This is a genomic window from Lysinibacillus sp. GW823-FHT06C08, assembly GCF_058795135.1.
This window is the reverse complement of sequence record NZ_JBXAHN010000012.1, coordinates 95,245-118,480: the sequence shown is the minus strand read 5'-3', so window position 1 is coordinate 118,480 and position 23,236 is coordinate 95,245. Positions and strand designations below refer to the sequence as shown.

General features: G+C 36.8%; 26 protein-coding genes, 1 riboswitch and 2 other annotated features. Of the genes, 21 read left to right on the top strand and 5 right to left on the bottom strand.

The genetic code is table 11. The features are described from left to right. The first annotated feature begins 224 nt into the window (after positions 1 to 224). The 4 genes from AC1Q6O_RS21175 (at position 225) to AC1Q6O_RS21160 (ending at position 4,511) form a co-directional block, all read left to right on the top strand. Positions 225 to 1,097, top strand: a complete 873-nt coding sequence (locus AC1Q6O_RS21175; protein WP_008178333.1) for a vWA domain-containing protein — start codon at positions 225 to 227, stop codon at positions 1,095 to 1,097. Between the two features lie 74 nt (positions 1,098 to 1,171). Next, complete coding sequence (locus AC1Q6O_RS21170) at positions 1,172 to 2,242, top strand: mechanosensitive ion channel family protein (RefSeq protein WP_008178332.1); 1,071 nt, start codon at positions 1,172 to 1,174, stop codon at positions 2,240 to 2,242. A gap of 39 nt (positions 2,243 to 2,281) precedes the next feature. Next, positions 2,282 to 2,490, top strand: a binding site (T-box leader). Positions 2,491 to 2,556: 66 nt separating this feature from the next. Continuing rightward, a complete protein-coding gene (gene trpE / locus AC1Q6O_RS21165) occupies positions 2,557 to 3,942 on the top strand; it encodes an anthranilate synthase component I (RefSeq protein WP_492402137.1) in 1,386 nt (461 codons plus the stop codon). Then, complete coding sequence (locus AC1Q6O_RS21160) at positions 3,939 to 4,511, top strand: anthranilate synthase component II (RefSeq protein ID WP_089986118.1); 573 nt, start codon at positions 3,939 to 3,941, stop codon at positions 4,509 to 4,511. The genes trpE and AC1Q6O_RS21160 overlap by 4 nt, the downstream gene beginning before the upstream one ends. Before the next feature lie 48 nt (positions 4,512 to 4,559). On the opposite strand, the gene AC1Q6O_RS21155 is transcribed toward AC1Q6O_RS21160, so the two are convergent. Further along, the gene (locus AC1Q6O_RS21155; RefSeq protein ID WP_089986117.1) at positions 4,560 to 5,036 is read right to left on the bottom strand and encodes a hypothetical protein; all 477 of its coding nucleotides are present in this window, start codon (positions 5,034 to 5,036) and stop codon (positions 4,560 to 4,562) included. A gap of 3 nt (positions 5,037 to 5,039) precedes the next feature. Next, the gene (locus AC1Q6O_RS21150) at positions 5,040 to 5,462 is read right to left on the bottom strand and encodes a hypothetical protein (protein WP_253734915.1); all 423 of its coding nucleotides are present in this window, start codon (positions 5,460 to 5,462) and stop codon (positions 5,040 to 5,042) included. A 179-nt stretch (positions 5,463 to 5,641) separates the two neighbouring features. On the opposite strand from AC1Q6O_RS21150, the gene rpmG reads away from it, so the two are divergent. The 5 genes from rpmG (at position 5,642) to tyrS (ending at position 10,559) form a co-directional block, all read left to right on the top strand. Further along, a complete protein-coding gene (gene rpmG, locus AC1Q6O_RS21145) occupies positions 5,642 to 5,791 on the top strand; it encodes a 50S ribosomal protein L33 (protein ID WP_008408521.1) in 150 nt (49 codons plus the stop codon). Between the two features lie 86 nt (positions 5,792 to 5,877). After that, positions 5,878 to 6,471 (top strand): 5-formyltetrahydrofolate cyclo-ligase, encoded by a 594-nt coding sequence (locus AC1Q6O_RS21140; RefSeq protein WP_107922122.1) that lies wholly within the window; start codon positions 5,878 to 5,880, stop codon positions 6,469 to 6,471. Then, positions 6,464 to 6,673, top strand: coding sequence for a YqgQ family protein (locus AC1Q6O_RS21135; RefSeq protein ID WP_008181996.1), 210 nt, complete (start codon positions 6,464 to 6,466; stop codon positions 6,671 to 6,673). The genes AC1Q6O_RS21140 and AC1Q6O_RS21135 overlap by 8 nt, the downstream gene beginning before the upstream one ends. 279 nt (positions 6,674 to 6,952) lie before the next feature. Next, positions 6,953 to 8,848 carry an LTA synthase family protein gene (locus AC1Q6O_RS21130; RefSeq protein ID WP_036222318.1) on the top strand — a complete coding sequence of 632 codons (1,896 nt, stop codon included), beginning with the start codon at positions 6,953 to 6,955 and terminating at the stop codon, positions 8,846 to 8,848. 128 nt (positions 8,849 to 8,976) lie between these two features. Continuing rightward, positions 8,977 to 9,217, top strand: a binding site (T-box leader). A gap of 127 nt (positions 9,218 to 9,344) precedes the next feature. After that, on the top strand, positions 9,345 to 10,559 hold the full coding sequence (gene tyrS, locus AC1Q6O_RS21125; protein ID WP_089986115.1) for a tyrosine--tRNA ligase: 1,215 nt from the start codon (positions 9,345 to 9,347) through the stop codon (positions 10,557 to 10,559). Positions 10,560 to 10,625: 66 nt separating this feature from the next. Here tyrS and AC1Q6O_RS21120 read toward each other — a convergent pair whose 3' ends face one another. Continuing rightward, positions 10,626 to 10,805: a DUF2759 domain-containing protein gene (locus tag AC1Q6O_RS21120; protein ID WP_008181026.1), complete on the bottom strand. Its 180-nt coding sequence runs from the start codon at positions 10,803 to 10,805 to the stop codon at positions 10,626 to 10,628. A gap of 169 nt (positions 10,806 to 10,974) precedes the next feature. Here AC1Q6O_RS21120 and AC1Q6O_RS21115 point away from each other — a divergent pair, with 169 nt between their 5' ends. Next, on the top strand, positions 10,975 to 11,619 hold the full coding sequence (locus AC1Q6O_RS21115; protein WP_239355350.1) for an MBL fold metallo-hydrolase: 645 nt from the start codon (positions 10,975 to 10,977) through the stop codon (positions 11,617 to 11,619). A 47-nt stretch (positions 11,620 to 11,666) separates the two neighbouring features. Here AC1Q6O_RS21115 and AC1Q6O_RS21110 read toward each other — a convergent pair whose 3' ends face one another. Together AC1Q6O_RS21110 and AC1Q6O_RS21105 are read right to left on the bottom strand one after the other, a co-directional pair. After that, on the bottom strand, positions 11,667 to 11,909 hold the full coding sequence (locus tag AC1Q6O_RS21110; RefSeq protein ID WP_004231035.1) for a DUF2626 family protein: 243 nt from the start codon (positions 11,907 to 11,909) through the stop codon (positions 11,667 to 11,669). A 117-nt stretch (positions 11,910 to 12,026) separates the two neighbouring features. Continuing rightward, positions 12,027 to 12,737: a helix-turn-helix transcriptional regulator gene (locus AC1Q6O_RS21105; protein WP_008181032.1), complete on the bottom strand. Its 711-nt coding sequence runs from the start codon at positions 12,735 to 12,737 to the stop codon at positions 12,027 to 12,029. A gap of 325 nt (positions 12,738 to 13,062) precedes the next feature. Between AC1Q6O_RS21105 and comGA the strand changes: the two genes are divergently transcribed. The 11 genes from comGA to AC1Q6O_RS21050 all read left to right on the top strand — a co-directional run bounded on the left by comGA (position 13,063) and on the right by AC1Q6O_RS21050 (position 22,810). Further along, positions 13,063 to 14,082 (top strand): competence type IV pilus ATPase ComGA, encoded by a 1,020-nt coding sequence (gene comGA, locus AC1Q6O_RS21100; protein WP_008181034.1) that lies wholly within the window; start codon positions 13,063 to 13,065, stop codon positions 14,080 to 14,082. After that, a complete protein-coding gene (gene comGB / locus AC1Q6O_RS21095; RefSeq protein ID WP_089986113.1) occupies positions 14,057 to 15,139 on the top strand; it encodes a competence type IV pilus assembly protein ComGB in 1,083 nt (360 codons plus the stop codon). The genes comGA and comGB overlap by 26 nt, the downstream gene beginning before the upstream one ends. 1 nt (position 15,140) lies before the next feature. Beyond that, positions 15,141 to 15,473 (top strand): competence type IV pilus major pilin ComGC, encoded by a 333-nt coding sequence (gene comGC / locus AC1Q6O_RS21090; RefSeq protein ID WP_008181040.1) that lies wholly within the window; start codon positions 15,141 to 15,143, stop codon positions 15,471 to 15,473. Beyond that, positions 15,473 to 15,913: a competence type IV pilus minor pilin ComGD gene (gene comGD / locus AC1Q6O_RS21085; RefSeq protein ID WP_008181042.1), complete on the top strand. Its 441-nt coding sequence runs from the start codon at positions 15,473 to 15,475 to the stop codon at positions 15,911 to 15,913. The genes comGC and comGD overlap by 1 nt, the downstream gene beginning before the upstream one ends. After that, on the top strand, positions 15,906 to 16,223 hold the full coding sequence (locus tag AC1Q6O_RS21080; RefSeq protein ID WP_089986112.1) for a hypothetical protein: 318 nt from the start codon (positions 15,906 to 15,908) through the stop codon (positions 16,221 to 16,223). Before comGD ends, AC1Q6O_RS21080 begins: the two co-directional genes overlap by 8 nt. After that, positions 16,216 to 16,644, top strand: a complete 429-nt coding sequence (comGF, locus tag AC1Q6O_RS21075; protein ID WP_089986111.1) for a competence type IV pilus minor pilin ComGF — start codon at positions 16,216 to 16,218, stop codon at positions 16,642 to 16,644. Before AC1Q6O_RS21080 ends, comGF begins: the two co-directional genes overlap by 8 nt. A gap of 198 nt (positions 16,645 to 16,842) precedes the next feature. After that, positions 16,843 to 17,358, top strand: a complete 516-nt coding sequence (locus tag AC1Q6O_RS21070; protein WP_089986110.1) for a shikimate kinase — start codon at positions 16,843 to 16,845, stop codon at positions 17,356 to 17,358. Positions 17,359 to 17,502: 144 nt separating this feature from the next. After that, positions 17,503 to 17,596: riboswitch (glycine riboswitch) on the top strand. 265 nt (positions 17,597 to 17,861) lie between these two features. Beyond that, positions 17,862 to 18,965, top strand: coding sequence for a glycine cleavage system aminomethyltransferase GcvT (gene gcvT, locus AC1Q6O_RS21065; protein WP_089986109.1), 1,104 nt, complete (start codon positions 17,862 to 17,864; stop codon positions 18,963 to 18,965). 25 nt (positions 18,966 to 18,990) lie between these two features. Beyond that, the gene (gcvPA, locus tag AC1Q6O_RS21060) at positions 18,991 to 20,337 is read left to right on the top strand and encodes an aminomethyl-transferring glycine dehydrogenase subunit GcvPA (protein ID WP_008181054.1); all 1,347 of its coding nucleotides are present in this window, start codon (positions 18,991 to 18,993) and stop codon (positions 20,335 to 20,337) included. Beyond that, positions 20,330 to 21,793 carry an aminomethyl-transferring glycine dehydrogenase subunit GcvPB gene (gcvPB, locus tag AC1Q6O_RS21055; protein ID WP_008181056.1) on the top strand — a complete coding sequence of 488 codons (1,464 nt, stop codon included), beginning with the start codon at positions 20,330 to 20,332 and terminating at the stop codon, positions 21,791 to 21,793. Before gcvPA ends, gcvPB begins: the two co-directional genes overlap by 8 nt. Positions 21,794 to 21,886: 93 nt before the next feature. After that, positions 21,887 to 22,810 carry a serine/threonine protein kinase gene (locus AC1Q6O_RS21050; RefSeq protein ID WP_492402134.1) on the top strand — a complete coding sequence of 308 codons (924 nt, stop codon included), beginning with the start codon at positions 21,887 to 21,889 and terminating at the stop codon, positions 22,808 to 22,810. The last annotated feature ends 426 nt before the right edge of the window (positions 22,811 to 23,236 follow it).

Sequence of the window (23,236 nt, the reverse complement as noted above, 5' to 3'; positions counted from 1 at the left end):
CAAATAAGCAAAAAGGGAAATCGAACAGCATCGATTTCCCTTTTATCTTGAATATTAGCTAGTTTTGTCCCAGCCTCTTTTCTTTTGAAAAAAATGATTAGCAGCAGCAACATTGTGTTTTTATGTGGCGTCTATATAGCGAGTGTTTTGTATTGTCAAAAAAATTTTTTGGTTATACTATAGACAATATCCAAAAAAATGTGGTGCTTAGGAGGTGCTGCTTCGTGAAAGACCCGATAGAATCACTCATAGAAAAATTCGATCAAGATTTGTCACTAGAACAACGTAATTATTTACGATTTCTCTATGAAAACTTACATCTTGAGGAATTAAGCAATAGGGAACAACATTATTTTATCGACTATTTTTTTAAGAGTGAACCATTACGAAATATGGCAGCATTTGCACTAGAATTGGCAGACATTCTGCATGAAATTCGGGAAAATATTCCTGCTATTGAGAAGGCTGAGAGAATGGCTAATGGTAAGGAGCAGCGTTTGTATTACGAACGGAAATGGTCAGAGCTGAGACGTCAAAAGCTTAAACAGCAAACAACAAAGAATGGCAATATTTTTTATGTACCCTTTCATGACTATAAACAGGATCCTGGGCCCATGATTATTTGTTTAGAGCAGACGACTGGGATGGAAGCTTATTCTGAGCTGTGTAAAAGCATGATATTACCGTTATTTATGGATGCCCATCGCGAAAATCGCGATTTATATATTATCCCTTATGGTCAGCAAATCGATGTTCACTATCGCTTTGAAAATGGTCATTTAAATTTAACGGATTTTAAGAGCTTTATTGAATATAAAGCTAAAGGCGAAGCTGAGCTTTTACCTGTTCTACAGTTTGTCAGATCATTACTGCATGAAAATCAACTTGGCTCTGAAGCGGAAGTCATTATATTTACAGAGGGCACTCCTATAGATGGACAGCATCTTGTCAGTAAGCAAGCAAAAGCGATGCTAGAGGAAATGAAACGAAAATACCTTGCTGAGTTTTCTGTCATTGCAATGCATGAAGATAATTTTAATAAACAACAATTTTGGTTTGCCAATAAGGCTTTTTTTGCGGATGATGCAATACAATAACAGAAAGGGGCTAACCTTTACGGAAGGTCAGCTCCTTTTTATTGGAGATACATAGGTATTAAAAGGAGACATACATGGATTCATTACATTGGATTTTACCTAAATTTACAGTCCCTACTTGGATGGATGTTTTAATAGCAATCATTATTTGTATAGTTGGCTGGCTGATTCAACGATTCATCATAAAAAAAATAATTAATCGTCTGGTCATCTTTTTAAGAAATCGTCAACGAAATTTCCAAGCAAATGTGCTTGCACAATTTAGTAAAGCCATTGGCTATGCATTTATGACGGCAGTCATTGTGCTAAGCTTATCTTATTTAATAGAAGTTCCTTTATTTACGCATAAATCAACGAAAAATTTTATACTGTCTATTATGGTGTTTTTTGCTTTTAAGGGCGTATATGATGTTTTAAATTTCTATACAAAGCAGCCACTTCAATTAACAAGTGAAGAGGACCAAAATGTACTATTACCTTTTTTCCTACGAATTGGTAAAGTACTCATTATGATTTTTGCCATGTTTACAATTGCCTCATTTTGGAACTTTAATTTGAATGGCTTTTTAACAGGGATTGGCTTAACAGGAGTAGCGATTGCTTTTGGGATTCGCGATACATTAGCCCATGTGTTTGGCGGTATGTCCGTGGCGCTTGACAATCCCTTTCAAATTGGGGATTGGATTGCGACCGAAGATCAAAAAATTGAAGGAACCATTGAGGATATTAATCTTCGCAGTACGTTAATTCAAACAGGGGATAAAGGGCTTGTCTATGTGCCGAACTCTTATTTGGTTAATCGTCCTATTTACAACTTATCGAGACGAGAAAAGCGTAAATGCGAACAATTTTTATATGTAGCTGCTACCAATGAAGAAGACATATTACGCAGTGCCTTAACGGCTATTCATAAGGAAATTTATTTACATGCTAACACAGAGAAAGACATGATCCATGTTTATATCGATGAATTTCATCATGATAGTTATCGTGTGCTTATTCGTTTCTTCGTCGCTACAAATGATACAGCCGTCATGCTAGAAGTACGCCAGGAAATCTTCTTTGCCATCCGCCAAATCGTGGAGGAGCTATCCATTACTTTAGCATCCCCAGATGAGGATGAGGAACCAAGAAGGAAAAAATAAATTGAATTGTAAGATAGTTTGCATTACAATATAATCTAGCAATCAGCGCTGATGAAGAGTAGTAGCTATTAGTATTTGTCATAGAGAGCTAGTGGTTGGTGGAAACTAGTACAAATAAATGGTGAATGGACTTCGGAGCTCTAATCCAGAATGGCAGTATGGATTAGCGTATGCCTACGTTATAAGGCTTAGAGAGGGTCTACTTAGTAGACCAATGAAGGTGGCACCACGGCTTTTCCGTCCTTTTGTGATGGAAAGGCCTTTTTATATGCATTTGGTGTAGAAGAGCAGAGCATAGAGAAGGAGAGAAGAGAATGACAGTTGAGCTTAGAAAGTATGCCATGAAAGTATTACAGGGAGATATGATGACCCCTATTTCTGTCTATCAATCATTGAGAGGGCAGCATAAAATGTTGTTCGAATCGTCAGCCAAGCATGAGGAAAGTGGACGTTACTCCTTTATTGCAGTGGATCCAGTGGCTGAATTAAAAGGAAATAATGATGCGTATACCTTTCTTAAAGGGGAGGAAAAGGAAAAATCGAATGGGAATGTGCTCGATTATTTAAAGCAAGTGATGCCATTCCATGAAGAAACTTATCCATTCCACTTTTTTGGAGGCGCCATTGGTTTCTTTGGATATGAAACAGCTTTTTATACAGAAGAAATAGGAGAATATTTACAGGATGAATTAGCCATGCCGGATGTTCATGTTTTGTTCTATGATACATTTATTGTATTTGATCATGTGACACAGGAACTTACATTGGCTTCAATAGATTTATTTAAAGAAGGGCGTTCCTTAGAGGAAATGGAAGAGGCTATTTCAACGACGGAGCGGCAGCTTTATATGGGGACAACATTTGATGCCATGAAGGTAGGTAGTCTTGATTTTAAGCCAATGATATCAAAGGAGCAATTTGTCACATTAGTGGAGCGTGCAAAGCAGCATATATTAAAAGGGGATATTTTCCAAATTGTGCTATCACAGCGCTTCTCAGCCTCGTTTACAGGCTCACCTTTTGCGCTATATCGGCAATTACGCACATCCAATCCCTCTCCATATATGTTCTACATGGATTATGGATCCTATATTATTTTAGGAACATCACCAGAAAGCCTTGTAAAGGTTAAAAATCGGCAGGTGACGACAAATCCAATCGCAGGCACCAAGCCTCGTGGTGAGACAATGGAGCAGGATGAAGCCATTGCAAATGCCCTATTGGAGGATGAAAAAGAAGTGGCGGAACATCGTATGCTAGTGGATTTAGGCCGCAATGATCTTGGCCGAATTGCAAAAGTGGGTTCTGTAAAGCTGAAGAAATTCATGAATATTGAACGCTATAAATATGTCATGCATATTGTGTCTGAGGTAGTAGCGGACCTACGAGATGATCTCCATGTTTTGGATGTCCTTCGTGCTTGTTTACCTGCGGGTACAGTGTCAGGAGCACCAAAGATTCGTGCGATGCAGCTTATAAATGGATTAGAGCCTGTAAAGCGTGGCGTCTATGCGGGAGCTGTTGGTTATATATCTACGACAGGCGATATGGATTTAGCCCTTGCTATTCGTACCATGATCATTAAAGATGAGAAAGCTCATGTACAGGCAGGAGCGGGTATTGTTCACGATTCGGTCCCATTATCTGAATATGAAGAAACACTTAATAAAGCTCGAGCACTATTGGAGGTAAAAAAATGATTTTAATAATTGATAATTATGATTCTTTTACCTACAATCTATTTCAACAAATAAGTATGCTTGGGAAAAACGTTAAAGTCGTGAGGAATGATGCAATTACAATAGAAGAAATTCAAAAAATGTCACCAGAAGCTATTGTTTTATCTCCCGGTCCAGGAACACCAGCCGAAGCAGGTATCACGGTTAATGTGATCGAGGAGCTATATCAAAAATTTCCTATATTAGGAATTTGTCTTGGACATCAATCCATTGGGTTCGCATTTGGAGCAAACATCGTGCAGGCTCAAACGATCATGCATGGCAAGCTGTCACCTCTACAATATGAACAAACAGGTTTATTTGCACAATTAGATGGAGATATTCAAGTAATGCGCTATCATTCTCTAGTTATTGAAGAACCTTCATTACACAGTGATTTTAACATTATCGCAACAGCGAGTGATGACGGAGAGATTATGGCTATCCAACACAAAAAATATCCTCTTTACGGTCTGCAATTTCATCCTGAATCAATCGGCACGAAAGAAGGAAGTAGGATGATGCAAGCCTTCTTTGAAAGTATTGCTTAAATAAAAAGGCTGTCGCCTCCTTAATTTGGATGTGGCGACAGCTTTTCTTTATTGCTTTTTACCTGTAATTAACTTCGCAATTTCCTCTAAAGACATGGAGGAATTGACTTCGTAGGACCCAATTTGCAAGCTTCGTGCATATTTTGCGTTTGCGAGTAGTAACTCCATTTCTACGCTGTTAGAAATAATGCCACCATCCTCTAGCTTTTGGGCCACAATATACGGTGTAATCCCACTATATATTTGCAATGTCATTGTTGTATCATCCGCATTGGTATCTTCTTTAACAGACGGTTCTGAAGAATCAGCAGTAGTAGTTTCTTCAGTAGTATGTACTTGTTTTTTTAACGCAGCAATTTCTTGATTAGCCTGATTGAGCTTATTTTGCAATTCTTCAACCTGCTGCTGATTGGAAGAATCTTTTTCAGGGAGCCCAATGTTCACATCGAAGCGGCTTGCAAGAGCAAGTATGGCACCGACTAGGAAAATGGCTACGCCAAATGAGCGGATGGAAGACTTGTTCATAAATTAACGACCCCCATTTGCAATCACTTGACGAACTTGTTCTTCTGTTAAATTTGAACGGATACTAATATCTCCTACAGAAAGTCCTTGTTTATTCAATTCCAGCACCTGACTTACGATAATTTGATGAATCGGCTTTGCTTGTGATGGATTAGGCGTTACTTTTGAAGCTTGTGCGGCTTGTTGGACAGCTTGCATAACTTGTTGAACTTTAGGGTTTTGTATGCTAGGACTAGGTGTTGATTTTGATTTTACTTGAAACTCTGGTTCTAATAGTAGCTCTTCCTCTACAATTTTTAAACGGCGCTTTAAATTATTCGTTTCTTGGAATATGGAGATAGATAATTCTTCGACATCCTTCTCGACTTTTTTCGAGCTATTTTTGAAAAAGAACGATACTATAATCAAAAGAATCCCGAAACTCATTAGTATGATGGATAAATCCAATAGCTTCACCTCGTGTAGTATGTAATTATAAGATATTTTACCATATGCAAACTTAATATGAAATGAAGGTAGATTTTTTTTCAGTTTGTGTTATAATAGGTTAGTCGTATAAATCATGCTCAAATTTAAATTCTTGATATAGAGTGGGAGGGTTAATGATGCGCGTAAACATTACTTTAGCTTGCACAGATTGCGGCGAACGTAACTACATTTCTAAAAAGAACAAGCGTAACAATCCAGAGCGTCTTGAACTTAAAAAATATTGCTCTCGCGAGAAGAAATACACTCTTCACCGTGAAACTAAGTAATCGCTCATTAAGCCAAAACCACAAGTGGTTTTGGCTTTCTACATTTTATGAATGATTGAAGTTTTACTATATAGGAGGTAGCCTGCATGGATAAAACAACATTACGGAACAAGGTACGAGAAACACTTGCGATAATGAATGATGAAGTTTATCGCAGACAATCTAAAGCTGTAGTGCAAAGAGTGCTACAGGAACCATATATAATAGAAGCAAATACGATCGGCATTACCATTTCAAATCAGCCAGAAGTCGACACCATTCTTTTAATTGAAGAACTATGGCAGCTTGGGAAAAAGGTCGCTGTGCCAAAGTGCCACCCCAAAACAAGAGAAATGACATTTTACGCCATTGAATCATTTGCTCAGCTCGAAACAGTATATATGCATTTGCGTGAGCCTATTCCTGAACGATGTGAGTTAGTTGACGCAAATGAGATGGATATCATCTTAGTACCAGGGGTTGTTTTTGATCGGTTAGGCTATCGAATAGGGTATGGCGGTGGTTATTATGATCGCTATGTATTAAACTATAAAAAGGGTAAATTGATGTCATTACTTTTTGACGAGCAGATCGTTAATCGTGTTCCTACTGAAGAACATGATTGCCCTGTAGACATCATAGTGACACCGACAGAACGTATTGACTGTCTAGCACATCGAGGAGCGAACGAAAATGGATAAAATGTTAGATATTTATGAACTCTTGAAAACGTATGGTACTTTTATTTATACACGGGACCCTATTGGTGATTTGATGTTAATGGAGGATGAAATAAAAGAGCTCTATAAAGCGAATGTACTAGACATAAAAGATTACCAAATGGCATTATTACTAATTCGACAAGAAACAACAAGACTTCGTATAGAAGAGAATAAAAAGTAATGTTTGAAATATAATGTAATGGGGTATTGTAAAATTAATGTAACATGTATGTAATATTCTTAAAAACAGTGGATTTCCGCTGTTTTTATGTTTTTACGAAACTTTTTACAATGTAAAACGTATATATAGATATCTGGTGCATATACGAGCGATGAGAGTAAAATTTCCAAAAGATATGTGTTGATTATCTGTAAAAAATGGATTAAGATATATTTTGTTTCCGTAACAAAATGTAAAAAATTATTATTTTTTTGTAAGGAAGTAGGGAGGATGTTAGGAATGAGATCAATAAAGTGGCCTAAACATTCATTTATGATACTAGCAATTATAGCAACTTGGATCAAAACGGTCATTGTTTACCACACGAGCTTTGAGATGAAAATTGAAAATGCAATGCAACAATTTATTTTGTTTATTAACCCATTAAGTTTCTTGCTATTTACGTATGGTTTAGCACTTTTCTTTAAATCACCAAAGGCTAGAAATCGTTATTTAATTACAGTCAGCATTATTTTATCAATAGTCCTTTATGGAAATGTAGCGTTCTATCGTTTCTATAATGACTTTATTACACTACCTGTATTATTCCAAACAAGTAACTTTAGTGACTTAGGAACTTCTGTAGCTGCCATAATAGAGCCATGGGATGTATTGTATTTTGTTGATGTACTTATTTTAATCTTAGCGAATAAATTTATACCAAAAATGAAAAATTCGTTTAAAGTTAATGTGGAATTCCGCCGTGCATTTTTTGTGCTGGCAATCGCTATGTCATTTTTAAACTTAGGTTTAGCTGAAACAGAGCGTCCACAATTATTAACACGTAGTTTTGACCGCGAATTACTTGTAAAAAATATTGGTACGTACAATTACCATTTGTATGATATTTATATTCAAACAAAATCCTCTGCCCAACGTGCGTTAGCGGACGGTAGTGAATTAGTTGAAGTAAACAACTATGTTCGCTCTAATCAGGCAGCAGTCAACCCAGAAATGTTTGGGAAATATAAAGGCCGCAACTTAATTGTTGTGTCTATGGAGTCTTTACAAAACTTTGTCATTAACAATGACATGAATGGTCATGAAGTTACGCCATTCTTAAACTCTTTAACAAAAGATAAAGATACGTATTATTTCAGTAACTTCTATCACCAAACAGGTCTAGGAAAAACATCTGACTCTGAGTTTATCGTAGAAAATTCACTATTTGGGTTAGGACGTGGAGCAGTATTCTTCACACATGGTGGAAATACGTATAACTCAATGGCAGAGCGCCTTGGGGAAAATGGATACTTTACAAATGTCATGCACCCGAATAATAAATCATTCTGGAACCGTGACATTATGTATCAATCTTTAAAAATCAATAAGTTCTATGATATCGATTCTTATACAGTAGAAGAAGGGCAAGCTGTGAACTGGGGAATGAAAGATACGCCATTCTTAGAGCAATCTGCAGCATTAATGAAAGATATGCCACAACCATTCTACTCAAGACTTATTACGTTAACGAATCACTATCCATTTACATTGGATCCGGAAGATATTATGATTCCTGAATATGATTCAAACTCAGGTACATTAAATCGTTACTTCCAAACAGTACGCTATATGGATGAAGCTTTAAAAGATTTCTTCCAACAACTGAAAGATCAAGGTGTTTATGATAATTCTATTATCGTTATGTATGGTGACCACTACGGTATTTCAGAAAACCATAATAAAGCGATGGCACAGTATTTAGGAAAAGAACAAATTACACCATTTGATAATGCATTGCTACAGGAAGTACCTTTATTCATCCATATCCCAGGATCTGACGATGGTAAAGAGATGACTGAAATGGCAGGACAAATGGATTTACGTCCAACAATTTTACACCTACTTGGCATTGAAACGTCAAAAGATATGCAAATGGGTGCGGATTTATTCTCTCCAGAACATGAAAACTTTGTAGTGTTCCGTGACGGACGCTTTATCACAGATAAATATGTGTATGCGGGAGAGGCTTGCTATGATAAATCAACTGGCGAAGAAATAGATGGGGAGCCATGTCAGCCATACGCTGATCGTGCAACAATGGAGCTCGAAAATTCTGACGCCATCATCAATGGAGACCTTCTTCGTTTCTATGATGAAAAGACAGGTAATTTAAAACAAGAATCCGTTAAGTAAACAAAGAGAGATCTCGCCATGAGATCTCTCTTTTACTTTGAGCAATTGACAAATTTGTTGAAGTGATTATAATTAGTGTAAATATCTGCATAACGAAGATTTGTTTTTCACATTTCGGAGTATAAGAGTTAAAGGCATGGAAAAGAACAAGTAACTTTAATAAAAACTGACAGAGAGTAGCCGGTCGTTGAGAGGCACAAGGGATATTAAAGTGAATACATCTTGGAGCTGCGTACCGAAATTTTAGTAGGCTACGACGGGTTTGCATCCGTAATCATTGCAATAGTATTGCTGCGGCTGTACTAATGGAGGAGTGCTATTTGAGTAGCTCTCGAAAAAAGGTGGTACCACGTTATTAACGTCCTTAGGATTTATTCCTAAGGGCGTTTTTTTTGCATCTGAACGTCTAGTGCCAAATTGGGCGACAGTAATCCTGTCAAAAACTCTTATAGATCTTGCAATATTAACTTTTTAATATTACAAGGAGATGTTTTGTATGTTTTTAACACCAAAGGAGCAGTTAGCCATTATTAAAAAGGGGACTGACAAAATTGTTGATGAACCCGAGCTACTAAAAAAATTGGAGCACTCATTTCAAGAGCAAAAGCCCTTAACGATTAAATTGGGGCTCGATCCATCTGCACCAGATATTCATTTAGGCCATGCAGTCGTATTGCGAAAAATTAAACAGCTGCAGGACCTAGGGCATCATGCAGTCATTGTCATTGGTGATTTTACGGGCCGTATTGGCGATCCTACCGGGAAATCTAAGGGACGTGTAGCGTTAAGTGATGAATTGGTGAAGGAAAATGCCAAAACGTATTGTGAGCAAATTTTTAAAGTGTTGGACGAGGAAAAAATGACTGTTCGTTTCAATAGTGAATGGTTAGCAAAATTAACGTTTGAAGAAGTCATCCAGCTGGCTGCTACTACATCTGTTGCCCGTATTTTGGAGCGTGAAGACTTCCAAAAGCGGTACCATCACCAAATACCAATTGGCCTACATGAATTTTTCTACCCTCTTATGCAGGCGTATGATTCTGTAGAATTAAAGGCTGATATTGAATTAGGGGGAACCGATCAAACGTTTAATATTCTCATGGGACGCACCTTACAAAGGCATAGAGGGCTAGAAAAACAAATTGCTATTTTTATGCCATTACTTGAAGGATTAGATGGTATTGAAAAAATGAGTAAAAGCTTGGGGAATTATATTGGTGTCCACGAAGCGCCTGAAGTTATGTTTAAAAAAATTATGGAACTACCAGATTCGCTCATTATCAAATATTTTGAATTAGCGACAGATGAGCATCCACTTCAAGTGCAAGCCGTTCAAGAAAGGCTACAAAACGGAGAGAACCCACGTGATATAAAACTACAATTAGCAGAAATAGTGACAGCTTTATATCATGGTCATGCAGCTACGATGGATGCAAAATCTTATTTTGAAGCTGCTTTCCAGAAGAAGATGATTCCTGCTAACATTCCAGTATTGCTACTTGAAATTGATAAAGAAAGAATAGAGGATATCATTCCACAATTAATTTCTATCCAATTTATTCAAAGTAAAAGTGATTTTATAAGGCTCATTAAACAAAATGGGGTTTCATTAAATGGAGAAAAAATTGCTGTGGATGATCTATCTCAAGTATTAATGAATGAGGATGTCCTGCAAATTGGTAAGAAGAGATTTCTAAAATTGAATAAGTAAAATGGGATGATGTCCAAGAAAAAAGAGCAATCTCACATAGAGACTGCTCTTTTTTCTGTCTAAATTTTAGTGTAATTTTGGTGGATACCCGCCATGAACGATTGTCATAATGACAAACCATCCAAACACGACAGCACTTAATAAGTTGAAAACAACGCTTAAAAGGTTCTTTTCTTTAATTGCTTGGAATGTACCATATACAGCAAAAATTGAAACTAGACCAAAAATAACCATTAATAAGTTCATTAAAAATAGACACTCCTTTCGACATCAGAAAATGAATGTCGTAAACAATATTCCTCCTTAATTGTAATCGTTCTACCTGTTTTTGTCGAGAACTAATATAGTGCAAACTATGAACATTTATCGTCAAATTGTGGCAAAGCCTGTATAATAGAGAAATGAGGTGATATCTATGATGAACGTACGTAGTTTTTCTCTTGGTCCAGTCCAAACGAATTGCTATATCGTATCGAATAAAGACAAAGAATGTATCGTATTTGATCCAGGTGAAGAAGCGGAGCGTCTTATTAAAACAATCCGTAGCAATGGTTTAAAACCGTTAGCCATTTTTTTAACGCATGCACATTTTGACCATATTGGTGCAGTGGATGCCGTACGGGAAGCATTTAATGTACCTGTATGGATTCATGAAAAAGAGGTTAGCTGGCTAGGAGATCCAGAAAAGAATGGCTCTAGTAAATATGCTGCATTACCAGACTATAGGGTAGCTGCACCAGATCAAGACACGATCATTAAAAAAGAGCAACAATTTGAAATGAGCAACTTTGTGTTTCAAGCTGTATTTACACCAGGACATTCACCTGGTAGCATTTCCTATGTATTTGAAAATGATGGCTTTGCGATTGTGGGAGACACATTATTTGAACAAGGTGTAGGGCGGACGGATTTAATTGGTGGGTCCACCAAAATATTATTAGCATCTATTCATGAAAAATTATTAACATTACCTGAGGATACAATCATCTATCCGGGTCATGGAAATTATACAACTGTCAGTGCAGAAATGGAAACAAACCCGTTTTTAAATGGATTTTAAAATAAAAAAAGCGTATCTCGTTGATGAGATACGCTTTTTTAGTTGTATTAATGACCGCCACCAGGTACGTGAATGAATGTTGTATAGTACGTGAAGCCAGCGAAGAATACAGTTAAATATGCTCCGAAAATGTACATGTACATACGTTCTGAAAGGTTTAAGAAGCCTAATAATAAGAATAAACCTGTATTACCTAAGAATAATAGCGATACCTCGTTCATACCACCAAGGTAGAACATAACGGCAAAAATACCTGTCCAGAATGCCATAACTTTATACATATTATCCATGAAATTTCCCCTCCTTTTGCCCACGACACAATAATCTCTTACTCATTATAAATGATAGGAAAGGTGTCTGTAAACTGGAACTTCTCCGTCTTTGTGACAAACGAATGGATTTTTTAACTAGCTATCGATTTCTGTCACGTTTATTTCATATTTACATAAATCGCAATTATGTATCATACTCTCAATTTGCACAAATTCATTGCTTGAAAATAACGCATCTAACTGCCCTTTTAAATAGGATTCATGTAATGAGCAGACAATATCCGAATATGTTGTAAGTTGCTCTTGGAATGGACAATTAAAAATGGAGAATATCACCTTTTTGCCACGCTCTGTTTGTTGAATTTGTGGAACATAGCCAATTAATGCGGCATTGTCAGTTAATAGTTGAAGCTTCTCGTCGAAGGAAAGGGAATTATTGATTGTCAATTCAGCGTTTATATTTTGTTTCATTTGCTGATAACCATCTTGATAGCTAATTTCCTGACATTTTTCTAAGACAGATGGTCCAAGCTCTTCCACTAATTGAATCGTCCATTTCAGTAAACGATCTTCGTCGCGTCTTGGGAAAGTTAATGATACACCTTTTTCTGAAGCCTTATACACCCGGCCAGGTCGACCACCTTTACCCGTTTTCACATAGTCTGCGGAAATAATATTAATTTCTGAAAGCTTTGTTAAATGAAGTCGAGCAACATTTGGATGGATGCCAAACTGATCAGCAATATGTTGGACGGTCACTGTTTTTTTCTCTTGCAATATGTACTCATAAATAGAGTATCTTGTTTCATCAGCTAAAGTGCTGGTAATTTTCAATGGATGGATCATATGCTTCACCTCATTAGTTTTTTATAAAATTATGTTCGTCTACCAAGTGTTAGGAAAATAATCATGTTCATTCTATTATATTCCATTATTGAAAAAGATACAGTTCATTTCAGCATAAATATTAATTTTTTCATGTATTTATCTTCTGTTTTAGTGGGAAATTGCACTTTATCCACATTTTTATAGCAAAAAACATGAATGATAGGAAATTTTATAACAAATTTTTATTTTCAGAAAAGGGCTTTCTTCGTAGGAAGATCCTATTTATACTAGGAAATAACGAATACGCGGTCATATTCGAATGAACTAGAAGAGGGGTGCATATATGCAGAATTTTGAAATAGTCGTTGAACAAAAATGTGAGCAACTTTTACTAAAAGCCTATCATTTTGGGGCAACCGATTTATTATTGGTGCCAAGCAATATAAATTATCGGATCTATTTTCGGAAATATGACAAGCTTCTTCATGCGGGTGAACTACCAAACGATCTGGCGGAACGGATGATATCCTATTATAAGTTTCTGGCGCAATTAGATATAAGTGAGAGACGTAAACCTCAAAGCGGCTCATTCCAAAAGGCGATGGAGCAACAGTCATATGCCTTTCGAGTATCTACACTGCCTTCCGTATTTTTAAAAGAAAGCCTCATTATCCGCTTACTTCTCCAAAATCATTCTTTTCCACTAACTTCCTTATGTTTTTTTAAAAGCTCAGCCTACAAATTAATGGAACTAGTACAGAATCGTCAGGGCCTTTTGTTTTTTACAGGGGCGACAGGATCTGGTAAGTCCACTTCACTTTATTCTTTAATCCATTATTGTTCTACCGAATTAAATAGGCATGTAATTTCCTTGGAAGACCCAGTAGAAAATAACCAAGCCAATTTACTTCAAATTCAAGTGAATGAACGAGCAGGCGTTACATACGCTACGGGGTTAAAAGCAATTTTGCGACATTCACCTGATGTGATCATGATTGGGGAAATTCGAGATAAAGAAACAGCAAAAATTGCCATCGAGGCAAGCTTGACGGGCCATTTAGTTGTTTCAACCATCCACGCGAAGGATTCGATTAGCTGTCTTTACCGTTTAATGGACTTAGGGGTGTCGATAGATGAGCTTCAGCAAACGATCATTGGTATTGTTGCCCAAGTCCTTTTTCATTCATCAGCCTTACAGGATGATCGTCGTGCGTTGTACGAAATTTTATCGGATATTCATCTCAATCAGGCCATTACCGCTATTTTAAATAAGGGGAATTTTCAGCTACCATACGAATTAACCATAAAGGGACAAAAAGAATTAGTGGAGAGCCATTATGCAGTTACAAACATACATCGCTAAATTTCAATTATATTACAACAGAGCTACAAAATGGCGTGTAAAAGAGCAAGCGCAATTTATTCAACGTTTATCTGTATTAATGCAGGAGGGCTACTTATTTCCACAGGCTATCTCGATGCTACTCCCTCATCATATAGATGTTCATGAGGAAATTCAGCAACAAATTGATGAAAAACTTAGACAAGGAGAAGGCGTAACAAGCATTTTAGAAACATTGCAGTTAGCTAAACATCATTTAGTAGCCATCAAAGTGGCAGAAAACAATGGGCATTTGCTTGAAGTATTAAAAGGTGTGGCAAAGCAAATGATTGTCGGTGAGCAGACGAAGAAAAAGTTAATTAAATTGCTTGTATATCCTGTCATGCTAATTTTATTTTTATTGTTGCTATTCTTTGTATTTCGAACAATTTTCTTACCTAATATTGAACAAATGGTATCAAGTCGCTCGATTGAAGGTGAGAAGACAAGTGTGGCGCTATCTAAACTATTACTGCATGTCCCCGATTTTGTGATGGTAACAGCTTTGATTGTAATAGTCAGTTTATTGGTTTTACACCTCTATCTCAAACGCCAGCCCATTCCCGTACGACTATCAATACTATTAAAAATTCCACTTTTTCAAATCTATATCCGACTCTCATGGACAAGGCAATTTGCTGCCTATTTAGGGAGTTTACTACAGAGTGGGTTTTCATTGCAGGCTAGTCTTCAAATTTTAGAAGAACAATCCTTTCAACCTTTTCTACAGCATCTGTCTCTGCGTATTAAAGAAAGGGTCATCTTTGGAGAGTCATTGACTCAAGCCGTTCAAATGGTGTCTATTTTTCATAAGGATTTTGCTACCTTTGTAGAACATGGAGAACAAAGTGGCTACTTAGGGAAGGAACTTACATTATATAGCGAACTATTACTGGAAAAACAGGAGCAACTATTGCAGAAGGTGCTCGCCTTCATCCAACCAAGCTTCTTTATTGTAATTGCTATATGTATTTTAGCGGCCTATGTCAGTTTACTATTACCAATTTATCATATGATTGAATTAGTTTTGGAGGACTAAGATGAAACATATTAAACAACAAAATGGTTTTACTTTAATCGAAATGCTCATTGTTTTGTTAATCATTTCTATTCTTATTTTAATTACAATTCCAAATGTTACGAAGCACTTCGCTACGATTGATGAGAAGGGCTGTGCTGCCTATATTAATATGGTACAGGGGCAAGTAGAAGCCTATAGAGTGGATTTTATGGCATATCCAACTTTAGAGGATTTAGTAAAAGAAGGCTATTTGAAAGAAAATGAAACAACTTGTCCTAATAAAGAAGAAATAGTTATTACGACTAAGGGAGAGGTACGGTTAGCAAATGTCGGTGCAGGTACGAATGGCTAATGAGAGAGCGACAAAATGAATTGGGCTTTACGATCCTCGAAATGCTAATAGTTTTATTTCTTGTTATGAGTTTAACAGCCATTGTTAGCAAATTCTCTTTACAATTAGCGGAGTCAAAGGAATTAGAGCGTTTTTTTACTCAAATTCAACTAGACATTCAGTATATCCAAACCTATAGCATGAACCAGCGACAATATATCGCGATTAAATTCGAAAGCTCTACAAGGCGCTACGTTATTCAAAAAGATGCTTTTTCCAATCTATATGAACGTCCATTCCCTAAAGGAGTCGAATTTTTGCCTGATGAGAGCTCTATTTATACGATTGTTTATAATGTTAATGGCAATGTCAGGTCAGCTGGCACCATCGCGTTTCAAACGCCACAGGGAAAGAAAAAGGTAATCATTACATTAGGGCGAGGGAGAGCGAGAATTGAATGAGTCAGGCTATTCTTTTGTTGAAACGATTTTGGCAATGGGCATCTTGATGTTACTTTGCAGCTCCTTATTGCCTATTACCTATACGATGAAAACGAATCTTATGAATAAAAAAATGGAAATGATTGCAGCTGAAACGGCGTATGAGGGCCTGAAATTATTTCAAGCTGTACAACAAACTGAGGGCACAAGAATTATTGAACAGGTTGAGTATCAATGGATGTTTAATGGTGAAGAAATTTGTGTTCGTTTTCACAATATACTTAAGCCACGCCAAAAATGTATTCCCCTTACAGGAAATGTCGATGAATAATGAGAAGGGCTATACCTTACTAGAAGCAATGTTTCAATTAATGGTGTTTGTGCTTATTTCTCATCTTTTTGTCCTAATTATGCTGTGGTATGCTGAAATGACCTCAACTATGCAAACGGATGAACAGTCGAAATGGGAGCAGTTTGTGTATGATTTAAATAAAGGGCTAAAGGATATTTTAACGTTCTCCGTGCGGGATGATCACAAAAGAATCACTTTCCAGACCACAGAATCTGTCCATTATATTGATTGCTATCGTAATACCATTCGTGAACAAGTAAATGGAGGACATGTTCCCATGCTAAATGGCATCAATAAATGTCAGTTCACTTATAGCGGAAATGTGCTGACGGTAGCGGTGGAAATGCCTAGTGGTATGCAAAAGGAGAGAACCTTCTATGTGCCAATTATTGAAAAATGACAGTGGGGCTATTTTTTTAATCGCAATTGCATTATTATTTCTTGTAACTACTTTTCTTCTTGCGTATTGTATGTCATATGAAATGCAATTTCAAACATATGATGGGCTCGAAAAATTGAATGTTCAAGCTACGATAAATTTATTGGGACAAATTTTGTCAGACAGTGTAGAATCGTAGTTATAAGAAGGTGATTCGAATTGCGAAAAATATATTTAGTTGGTTTTATGGGTAGTGGAAAGAGTGCTTTAGGAAGACGTTTAAGCTTTTTATTAAAGATGCCATATTATGATATGGATCATGAAATAGTGAGACAGCAAGGAATGTCCATCCCGCAGATTTTTGAAAAGTACGGAGAGGCCCATTTTCGAAAAATAGAAACAGAATTTTTGAAAAGTTTCCGCGATGAGGCTTGTATCATTTCTACGGGCGGTGGAGTTGCGATGAATGCTGAAAATCGAAAAATTATGAGACGTAGTGGCTTAGTATTTTTTTTAGATGCTTCGTTTGAAGATATTTATAAACGAGTTCAGCATGATCCTAACAGACCAATCGTACAAAGCTCAACAAAAGAAGAGCTAGAAAGTCTGTATCATTACAGAAGAAAGTTTTATCGTGATGCAGGGCATATTCAGGTCCTGACAGAGGGCAGAACCATTCGTCAAATTTTAGAGTATTTAGTGTTCCAAGTAAAAAGGCTTAAAAGCGAACGATGAGAGATACGAATCCTGCTAATGTTCGTATTTTATTATCTTTTAAAAAATGATTGCCTTTTCAATGCATTTAATGTTAGGATATAGACAAATAAGTAACTAAATGTTCATTGAATACTAAATAGTACCAAGATGTATCTTGGGCGGATGATTATACGGGGAGAGAGCGTAATTAAACGCCACCGAAGGAGCAAGTAGCAATGGCTATGAATCTCTCAGGTAAAAGGACTCGTATAAGACGCAACTCTGGAGAGAGCTGTAGTATAACAATAGCAGCCACCAAAGGGGAAAGCCGACTAATTGGCAGTATCAACCATGCGAGTTAGTCTGGTGTAACTTTCAGGTGCAAGGACAGAGAATCCCGAAAAGGGGTTCGTCTGTCTTTTTTTATGTCTTTAGGTACTCCGTGAAGCTTTTTACTTTGCTAAGTCATGATTGTACCCATACAAAAAGCAGACGAACTACTACCAGTAAAAATGTAACTAACAATAAGGGGGCAAAAAAGAATGACGAATGAATTAAAACGTACACCTCTATTTGAAGAATATGCGAAATACGGTGCTAAGACGGTTGATTTCGGTGGATGGGAATTACCAGTTCAATTCTCCTCTATTAAAGATGAACATGATGCAGTACGTAATCGTGCGGGATTATTTGATGTATCCCATATGGGTGAAATTTTAGTAACCGGTCCCGATGCATTAGATTTTTTACAAAATCTTTTATCCAATGATGTTTCAAAAATAGCTACTGGCCAGGCACAATACACAGCAATGTGCTATGAGGACGGCGGTGTTGTCGATGATTTACTAACGTATAAGCTAGCTGATGACCACTATTTATTATGCGTGAATGCAGCAAATATCGAAAAAGACTATGATTGGATGCTGGAAAATCAACATCAATATGATGTGACGATTGACAATCAATCGGAAGCCTATGCACAAATTGCCCTACAAGGACCTTTAGCAGAGGAGGTTCTTCAATCCCTAACTTCAACTGATGTAAGTGCCATTAAATTTTTCCGATTCCAAGGGAATGTAGAAGTTGCAGGACATAAGGTGTTAGTTTCTCGTAGTGGATACACAGGAGAAGATGGCTTCGAATTATATGGAGCACCAGAAGATATTAAAGCGCTATGGGGTAAAATTTTAGATGCTGGTCAAGACAAAGGTGTTGTTCCTGCAGGTCTAGGATGTCGAGATACACTACGTTTTGAAGCGGGTCTGCCACTTTACGGTCAAGAATTATCAGCAACCATTTCTCCTCTTGAAGCAGGTATTGGCTTTGCTGTGAAATTAAATAAAGAAGATTTTATTGGTCATGATGCATTAGTAGCTCAGAAGGAAAATGGTCTTCCACGCAAACTAGTTGGCATTGAAATGATCGATAAAGGGATTCCACGCCATGGCTATAAAGTGTTTAAAGATGGTCAGGAAATTGGTGAAGTTACAACAGGAACACAGCTTCCTTCTTCAAAACGTAATGTTGGTCACGCGTTAATTGACAGTCAATTCGCAACTATCGGAAATGAATTAGAAATTGAAATCCGTGGTAAGCAACTAAAAGTGATTACAGTTGAAACACCGTTTTACAAGCGTTCAAAATAATAGCTGAAAAGAGGGACCTACATTTATGAAACATCGTTATTTACCAATGACGGAGCAAGATCAAAAAGAAATGTTAGACGTAATCGGTGTATCCTCAGTTGATGAATTATTCGAGGATATTCCAGAGAAAGTACGTTTTAAAGGCCTTTATGACATCAAGGCAGCAAAATCGGAATCTGCTTTATTAAAAGAGTTATCGGCACTTGCTGCTAAAAACAAAGACACAAATGCGAATGCATCGTTTTTAGGTGCAGGCGTTTATAACCACTACAAGCCCGTGATCGTGGATCATGTTATTTCTCGCTCAGAGTTTTATACAGCTTATACACCCTATCAACCTGAAATTTCACAAGGTGAGCTTCAAGCTATTTTTGAATTCCAAACTATGATTGCAGAGCTTACTGGTATGGATCTTGCCAACTCTTCTATGTATGACGGTGGTACAGCATTGGCTGAAGCAGGAATGTTGGCAGCTGGACATACACGTCGTAAGAAAATTTTAGTATCTGAAACGGTACACCCAGAATATCGTGATGTTGTGGCTACATATGCCTATGGTCAATCTATTGAAATCGTAACAATTCCACATAAAGATGGTGTGACTGATATTGCAGCTTTAAAAGAGCTAATTGACGACAATACGGCAGCAGTTATTGCTCAATATCCAAACTTCTTTGGTCAAGTTGAGGATATTCAAGTAATTGGTGATATAGCACATGAAGCAAAAAGCTTATTCGTAGTATCGTCTAACCCACTTGCCCTAGGTATTTTAACTCCTCCAGGTAAACTAGGAGCTGATATTTGTGTAGGTGATGCACAAGTTTTCGGTATCTCTGAAGCATTTGGTGGTCCACACTGTGGTTTCTTTGCAGTGACAACTAAATTAATGCGTAAGGTGCCAGGTCGTCTTGTTGGTGAAACAGTAGATGGTGAAGGACGTCGTGGTTATGTATTAACACTACAAGCACGTGAACAACATATCCGTCGCGATAAAGCAACTTCTAATATCTGTTCGAACCAAGCACTTCTTGCACTTGCAGCTTCTGTAGCGATGACAGCTCTAGGGAAACAAGGTATTCGCGAAATGGCTACACAAAATATTGCGAAAACACGTTATGCAAAAAATGCCTTTGAAGCAGCAGGCTTTACAGTAGCATTCCAAGGTGCACATTTTAATGAAATCGTAGTGAAAACAAATAAATGTGTGAAGGAAATCAATAAAGGCTTAATTGAAAAAGGTATTATTGGTGGATATCCTTTAGGTCAAAATTATGACTCTCTTAAAAATCATGTGCTAATTGCAGTGACTGAATTACGCACAAAAGAAGAAATTGATGCACTAGTTGCAGAAATGGGGGCTCTTCATGCATAACGAAAATCAAACACTCATTTTTGAAATTTCAAAAGAAGGTCGCGTTGGCTATAGTTTAGAAGCGCTTGATGTACCTGAAGTAGATCTAACAGATATATTACCTGCTAATTTAGTACGTACAGAGGCAGCAGAATTACCTGAAGTATCTGAGCTTGATATCATGCGTCACTACACAGCACTTTCTCGTAGAAATCATGGTGTAGACTCTGGCTTCTACCCACTTGGCTCATGTACGATGAAATATAATCCAAAAATTAATGAAGCGGTAGCTCGTCTTTCTGGCTTTGCCAATGTGCACCCACTACAAGATGAGTCAACAGCACAAGGTGCCATGGAGCTTCTTTATGATCTTCAAACGTCATTAGTAGAAATTACTGGTATGGATGAAGTGACATTACAGCCAGCAGCAGGGGCACATGGAGAGTGGACAGCATTAATGATGATCCGCGCTTTCCATGAAGCAAATGGAGAAGGTCACCGTAACAAAGTTATCGTTCCCGACTCTGCTCACGGAACTAACCCAGCTTCAGCAACAGTAGCAGGCTTTGAAACAATTACAGTTAAATCAGATGAAACTGGTTTAGTTGATATTGAAGACCTTCGAAAAGTCGTAGGTCCTGACACTGCTGCCTTAATGTTAACAAACCCGAATACACTTGGTTTATTTGAAGAAAACATCATCGAAATGGCGGAGCTTATCCACTCTGTTGGCGGTAAAGTGTACTATGATGGTGCCAACTTAAATGCCGTTATGAGTAAAGCACGTCCTGGCGATATGGGCTTTGACTGTGTACATTTAAATCTGCATAAAACATTTACAGGTCCACACGGTGGTGGTGGTCCAGGTTCAGGTCCAGTAGGCGTAAAGGCAGATTTAATTCCATTCCTACCAAAGCCAGTACTTGTAAGAACGGAAGAAGGAGCATACCATTTCGATTACAACCGTCCACAATCTATCGGACGAGTAAAACCATACTATGGTAACTTTGGTATCAATGTGCGTGCTTATACGTACATCCGTACAATGGGTCCAGATGGCCTAAAAGCTGTCACAGAATATGCTGTATTAAACGCCAACTATATGATGCGTCGTTTAGAGCCATTCTACGATCTTCCATATAACCGTCATTGTAAACATGAATTTGTTTTATCTGGTCATCGCCAAAAGAAATTGGGCGTTCGTACACTAGATATCGCAAAACGTCTGTTAGACTTTGGCTATCATCCACCAACAACATACTTCCCATTAAATGTGGAAGAGGCGTTAATGATTGAGCCAACAGAAACAGAATCTAAAGAAACATTAGATGCATTCTGCGATGTGATGATTCAAATTGCGAAGGAAGCGGAGGAAAATCCATCCATCGTTCAAGAAGCACCACATACTACAGTCGTTTCTCGCCTAGACGAAACACGTGCGGCTCGTACACCTGTACTACGTTATCAAAAAGCTTAAAATTGACAAACCGCTCACTTTTTTAGTGGGCGGTTTTTATATGAGTTTTTTGTTATAATTTCCCTTAGATGGTTTGTGGAAGGAGGGATTCAAATGCAAACAATATCAGCGGAATTGAGTTTACCAATAAATAATCTATTAAATAATACATACAGCATCAAACGGCTCCTTGCAACGAGTAAATTATCATTTGTTTATATAGCCGAATACATAAGCACTGGAGAAGAAATTATTATAAAAGAGTTTTTCCCTTTAAAGATTGCTTTACGAGATTTGGATAACAAATCAGTAATCAATCGTTTACCTTCTACAAAGGAAAAATTTCAGGAATTAAAGGAGAGATTTCTAAGTGAAGCTTGCATGCTCCAGCAATTGAACCATCAACATATTGTTAAATATCGACATCATTTTTTTGAAAATGGTTCCATTTATATAGTCACAGATTATTATGAAGGGGTTTTATTAGAGCAATATATACAACGATTTTCATTGAGTGAGAGACATCTTCTCTATCAAGATATATTTTTACCCTTAATAGATGCGATTACTTATTTACATAATAAGGGGATCATACATCGCGATATTAAACCTAGTAATATTATGATTGATGCCAAGGGACAGCCCCATTTATTAGATTTTGGATCTGCCGTGTACTATAAAACCGTAACAAAATATCCGATATTTACTAGTCCAGGCTATTCTCCCCTTGAACAGTATTCCATGAAAGGAGAACAAGGAATCTATACCGATATTTATAGCTTGATGGCAACCTTATACTATGCATTAACGAATAAAATACCAGTAGATGTTTCACAGAGGTTAATTGAGGATAAAATTGCGAATGTGAGAAAATATAATCCGAAAGTAAGTATTTTTATGGCATTCACTATTATGTGGGGGCTGCAAATAGAAACTAAAAAAAGGTGTTCCTCCCTAAGATTTATTAAAAATATGATTGCTATTGAATTAAAGTTCAAATGCAAAAAGAACTATTTTGAGATTTTTGATTCCAAATGACCAAATTTACTATTCGATTCATACTATTTATCCATTTTTACTATATTGAGTATTTATCATAAAACAGCTTATGGCCTAAGGTAAAACGGACCATAAGTTGTTTTTTTTATAAAAAAGTATTAAAAAAGCCATAAATTGTATGAAAATATCATATTTATTGCCATGTAATATTTTTACTAAAAATACTTATAAATGTTTTTCGTGACAATATATTCTATAGAAAATATTGACATTGATTTTAGATATTGTATAGTTACCAATGTGATACATTAATCATTAGTAAAGTTTGTAAGAAAGATGCATAAAGTTGGATAGAGATTCTTATAAATTAATTTCAATTTCACTACATAGCTTTGTGTAAGGTTGGTATATTTTAACTACTTTGTTTTATTGTTCTATATTACTATGTGTAGAACAGTGATAATT

Coding starts and splice junctions, on each gene's coding strand:
- AC1Q6O_RS21170 (WP_008178332.1), top strand. CDS start 1,172: ATGGATTCATTACATTGGATTTTACCTAAATTTACAGTCCCTACTTGG.
- trpE (WP_492402137.1), top strand. CDS start 2,557: ATGACAGTTGAGCTTAGAAAGTATGCCATGAAAGTATTACAGGGAGAT.
- AC1Q6O_RS21160 (WP_089986118.1), top strand. CDS start 3,939: ATGATTTTAATAATTGATAATTATGATTCTTTTACCTACAATCTATTT.
- AC1Q6O_RS21155 (WP_089986117.1), bottom strand. CDS start 5,036: ATGAACAAGTCTTCCATCCGCTCATTTGGCGTAGCCATTTTCCTAGTC.
- AC1Q6O_RS21150 (WP_253734915.1), bottom strand. CDS start 5,462: ATGAGTTTCGGGATTCTTTTGATTATAGTATCGTTCTTTTTCAAAAAT.
- rpmG (WP_008408521.1), top strand. CDS start 5,642: ATGCGCGTAAACATTACTTTAGCTTGCACAGATTGCGGCGAACGTAAC.
- AC1Q6O_RS21140 (WP_107922122.1), top strand. CDS start 5,878: ATGGATAAAACAACATTACGGAACAAGGTACGAGAAACACTTGCGATA.
- AC1Q6O_RS21135 (WP_008181996.1), top strand. CDS start 6,464: ATGGATAAAATGTTAGATATTTATGAACTCTTGAAAACGTATGGTACT.
- AC1Q6O_RS21130 (WP_036222318.1), top strand. CDS start 6,953: ATGAGATCAATAAAGTGGCCTAAACATTCATTTATGATACTAGCAATT.
- tyrS (WP_089986115.1), top strand. CDS start 9,345: ATGTTTTTAACACCAAAGGAGCAGTTAGCCATTATTAAAAAGGGGACT.
- AC1Q6O_RS21120 (WP_008181026.1), bottom strand. CDS start 10,805: ATGAACTTATTAATGGTTATTTTTGGTCTAGTTTCAATTTTTGCTGTA.
- AC1Q6O_RS21115 (WP_239355350.1), top strand. CDS start 10,975: ATGATGAACGTACGTAGTTTTTCTCTTGGTCCAGTCCAAACGAATTGC.
- AC1Q6O_RS21110 (WP_004231035.1), bottom strand. CDS start 11,909: ATGGATAATATGTATAAAGTTATGGCATTCTGGACAGGTATTTTTGCC.
- AC1Q6O_RS21105 (WP_008181032.1), bottom strand. CDS start 12,737: ATGATCCATCCATTGAAAATTACCAGCACTTTAGCTGATGAAACAAGA.
- comGA (WP_008181034.1), top strand. CDS start 13,063: ATGCAGAATTTTGAAATAGTCGTTGAACAAAAATGTGAGCAACTTTTA.
- comGB (WP_089986113.1), top strand. CDS start 14,057: ATGCAGTTACAAACATACATCGCTAAATTTCAATTATATTACAACAGA.
- comGC (WP_008181040.1), top strand. CDS start 15,141: ATGAAACATATTAAACAACAAAATGGTTTTACTTTAATCGAAATGCTC.
- comGD (WP_008181042.1), top strand. CDS start 15,473: ATGAGAGAGCGACAAAATGAATTGGGCTTTACGATCCTCGAAATGCTA.
- comGF (WP_089986111.1), top strand. CDS start 16,216: ATGAATAATGAGAAGGGCTATACCTTACTAGAAGCAATGTTTCAATTA.
- gcvT (WP_089986109.1), top strand. CDS start 17,862: ATGACGAATGAATTAAAACGTACACCTCTATTTGAAGAATATGCGAAA.
- gcvPA (WP_008181054.1), top strand. CDS start 18,991: ATGAAACATCGTTATTTACCAATGACGGAGCAAGATCAAAAAGAAATG.
- gcvPB (WP_008181056.1), top strand. CDS start 20,330: ATGCATAACGAAAATCAAACACTCATTTTTGAAATTTCAAAAGAAGGT.
- AC1Q6O_RS21050 (WP_492402134.1), top strand. CDS start 21,887: ATGCAAACAATATCAGCGGAATTGAGTTTACCAATAAATAATCTATTA.